Annotated in this window: 2 protein-coding genes; both read left to right on the top strand. The window is 72.5% G+C overall.

Annotation, left to right across the window (positions count from 1 at the left end; all coding sequences use genetic code 11):
• Nucleotides 1–75 precede the first annotated feature (75 nt).
• The gene (locus ACFUMH_RS18810; RefSeq protein WP_378209103.1) at nt 76–924 is read left to right on the top strand and encodes a LacI family DNA-binding transcriptional regulator; all 849 of its coding nucleotides are present in this window, start codon (nt 76–78) and stop codon (nt 922–924) included.
• Between the two features lie 96 nt (nt 925–1,020).
• The gene (glgB, locus tag ACFUMH_RS18805) at nt 1,021–3,207 is read left to right on the top strand and encodes a 1,4-alpha-glucan branching protein GlgB (RefSeq protein ID WP_378209101.1); all 2,187 of its coding nucleotides are present in this window, start codon (nt 1,021–1,023) and stop codon (nt 3,205–3,207) included.
• The last annotated feature ends 289 nt before the right edge of the window (nt 3,208–3,496 follow it).

The raw sequence follows: 3,496 nt of genomic DNA, 5'->3' as shown, positions 1-3,496 counted from the left end.
CAGGCGGTGGACGCACCGGCCGCCGCACCGGCGCCGTCCCGGGCCGGCGCGCCGGCCGCCGCTACGCTGACGGACGTGACCCAGGGCTCGGACGCGATCGGCCTGGTGCTGGCGCGACCGGCCCGCATGCTCGGCCTCGAGCCGTTCTTCATGGAGCTCATCGCCGGCATCGAGGAGACGCTGTCGACCGACGGCCGGTCGCTGCTCCTGCACGTGGTCCCCGACCACGAGGCGGAGATCCGCGCCTACCGCCGCTGGGGCGACGGCGGGATGGTCGACGCCGTGGTCCTCGTCAACCTCGTGCAGGAGGACCCGCGCCTCGCGGTGCTGCGCGAGCTCGCGATCCCCACGGTCGTGGTCGGTGGCCCCGAGCGTGCGCTCGAGGGCGTCGCGCACGTGTGGATCGACAACGGGCAGGCCATGCGGGACGCCGTCGCGTACCTCGTCGGCCTCGGCCACACCACGATCGGCCGCGTGTCGGGGCCCTCGACGCTCACGCACACGCAGTCCCGCACGGCCGCCCTGCTCGAGGAGTGCGCCGCGCTCGGTGCCCGCGGCGTCGTCCTCGAGGGCGACTACGGCGAGGAGTCGGGCACGCGTGCCACGCGGGCGCTCCTGGGCCGCGGCAACGCGCCGTCGGCCATCGTGTACGACAACGACGTCATGGCCGTCGCGGGCCTGGGCGTCGCGCACGAGCTCGGCCTGTCCGTCCCCGCGGACGTCTCGCTGCTGGCGTGGGACGACTCGGCCCTGTGCCGCCTCTCGCACCCGCCGCTGTCGGCGATGAGCCTCGACGTGCACGCGATGGGCGTGCAGGTCGCCGACTCGGTGCTCAACCTGCTGGCGTCCGGCCGTCCCACCAGCTCCACGGCCCCGCTCCCGCGGCTCGTCGCGCGCGGCAGCACGGCGCGCCGGTCCCGCTGAGCCGGCGCCCGCGGCCCCCGCACGCCACGTCGCGGCACTGCCGCGACGAACCCCGTCCCACCTGCGCGGTCGCCCGTGCAGTGATTGGGTAGGCACATGAGTGCGGCTGAACCCACACCGGTCCCCGTCGACGCCGACACGCTGCGCGCCGTCGCCGCGGGAACCCACTACGACCCGCACGGCGTGCTCGGTCCCCACGTCGGGGACGGCGGCGTCACGGTCCGCACGCTGCGCCCGCTGGCGGACCGTGTCGTCGTCGTGACGGGCGACGGCCGCACCGACGCGGTGCACGAGCAGGACGGGATCTGGGTCGCGGTCCTGCCGGGCACGGACGTGCCGGACTACCGCCTCGAGGTGACCTACGACGGCACCGCGTCGACGGCCGACGACCCCTACCGGTTCCTGCCCACCGTGCGCGAGCTCGACCGCCACCTCCTGCGCGAGGGCCGGCACGAGCAGCTGTGGGACGTCCTCGGCGCGAACACGCACACGTACCCCGGCACCCTCGGGGAGGTCAGCGGCACGTCGTTCGCCGTCTGGGCCCCGAACGCCCGCGCCGTGCGCGTCGTCGGGGACTTCAACCACTGGCAGGGCGCCACGCACGCCATGCGCTCGCTCGGCGACAGCGGCGTGTGGGAGGTCTTCGTGCCGGGCGTCGCGTCCGGCGCCCGCTACAAGTTCGAGATCCTCGGCGCCGACGGGTCGTGGCGGCAGAAGGCCGACCCGATGGCGAAGGCCACCGAGGTGCCGCCGGCCACCGCGTCCGTCGTCGTCGAGTCCCGCTACACGTGGGGCGACGACGCGTGGCTCGAGCAGCGCGGCGGCCGGGACCCGCACGCCGGGCCGGTCAGCATCTACGAGGTGCACCTCGGGTCGTGGCGGCAGGGCCTGTCCTACCGCGACCTCGCGCACCAGCTCACCGACTACGTCGTCGAGATGGGCTTCACGCACGTCGAGCTGCTGCCCGTGGCAGAGCACCCCTTCGGTGGCTCGTGGGGATACCAGGTGTCGTCGTACTTCGCCCCGACCGCGCGGTTCGGCCACCCCGACGACTTCCGCTACCTCGTGGACTGCCTGCACCAGGCCGGTATCGGGATCATCCTCGACTGGGTGCCCGCACACTTCCCGAAGGACGAGTGGGCGCTCGCGCAGTTCGACGGCACGCCGCTCTACGAGCACCCGGACCCCCTGCTGGGCGAGCACCCCGACTGGGGCACGTACGTCTTCAACTTCGGCCGTTCCGAGGTGCGCAACTTCCTCGTCGCGAACGCCACGTACTGGCTCGAGGAGTTCCACGTCGACGGCCTGCGCGTCGACGCCGTCGCGTCGATGCTGTACCTCGACTACTCCCGCCAGCCGGGTCAGTGGCGGCCCAACGTGTACGGCGGGCGCGAGAACCTCGAGGCCATCTCCTTCCTGCAGGAGGCGAACGCGACCTCCTACCGCCGCACCCCCGGCGTCATGATGATCGCCGAGGAGTCGACCGCCTGGCCGGGCGTCACGGCGCCCACCTCCGGCAACGGCCTCGGGTTCGGCCTGAAGTGGAACATGGGCTGGATGAACGACACTCTGCGCTACCTGCGCGAGGCGCCGATCAACCGTCGCTACCACCACCACGAGATCACGTTCTCGATGGTGTACGCGTACTCGGAGCACTTCGTCCTGCCGATCAGCCACGACGAGGTCGTGCACGGCAAGGGCTCGCTGTACGAGCGCATGCCCGGTGACCACTGGCAGAAGCTCGCCGGCGTCCGCACGCTGCTCGGGTACCAGTGGACGCACCCCGGCAAGCAGCTGCTCTTCATGGGCCAGGAGTTCGCCCAGCAGCACGAGTGGGCCGAGGCGCGGTCCCTCGACTGGTACACGCTCGACGACAACTCGCACCACGGCGTGCAGCGCGCGGTGCAGGACCTCAACGCGCTCTACCGTGCGACGCCGGCGCTGTGGCAGCTCGACCACACGCCCGACGGCTTCGAGTGGCTCGCGTCCGACGAGGCCGACCTCAACCTGCTGGCGTACCTCCGCAAGGGGGTCGACACCCCGACGGTCGCGGTGGTCGTGAACTTCGCGGGTGTGCCGCACGAGGGCTACCGCCTGCCGCTGCCGCACGGCGGCCGGTGGCGGGAGGCGTTCAACTCGGACGCAGAGGTGTACGGCGGCTCCGGCGTCGGCAACCTCGGCGGCGTGGAGGCCGAGCCGGTCGAGCACTACAGCCGGCCGTACTCCGCGCAGGTGCGTGTCCCCCCGCTCGGGGTCGTCGTGTTCGTCGCCGAGGACGACTGACCGGCAGCACGAGCGCAGGTGGGGCCTCGTTCCCGAGGACCCACGGAGAGCACGGGAAGGCCCGCACGCACCGCGTGCGGGCCTTTCTCACGCCCTTGTGTGCCCTCCATGCTCGGGCCAGGACGCACGCAGGCTCGCCCGTCTTCGGTCGGGCCTGGAACGCACGAAGGCCCACCCGTACTCGGGTGGGCCTGGAACGCACGAAGGCCCACCCGTTGTCGGGTGGGCCTTCGTGGAATGGTTGTCCGGCGGCGTCCTACTCTCCCACACCCTGGCGAGTGCAGTACCA

It is taken from the genome of Cellulomonas sp. NPDC057328, assembly GCF_042667215.1.
Taxonomy (GTDB): domain Bacteria; phylum Actinomycetota; class Actinomycetes; order Actinomycetales; family Cellulomonadaceae; genus Cellulomonas.
Note: the sequence above shows the minus strand (reverse complement) of the source record. Positions and strands in the feature narration are given on the sequence as shown.

Coding starts and splice junctions, on each gene's coding strand:
- glgB (WP_378209101.1), top strand. CDS start 1,021: ATGAGTGCGGCTGAACCCACACCGGTCCCCGTCGACGCCGACACGCTG.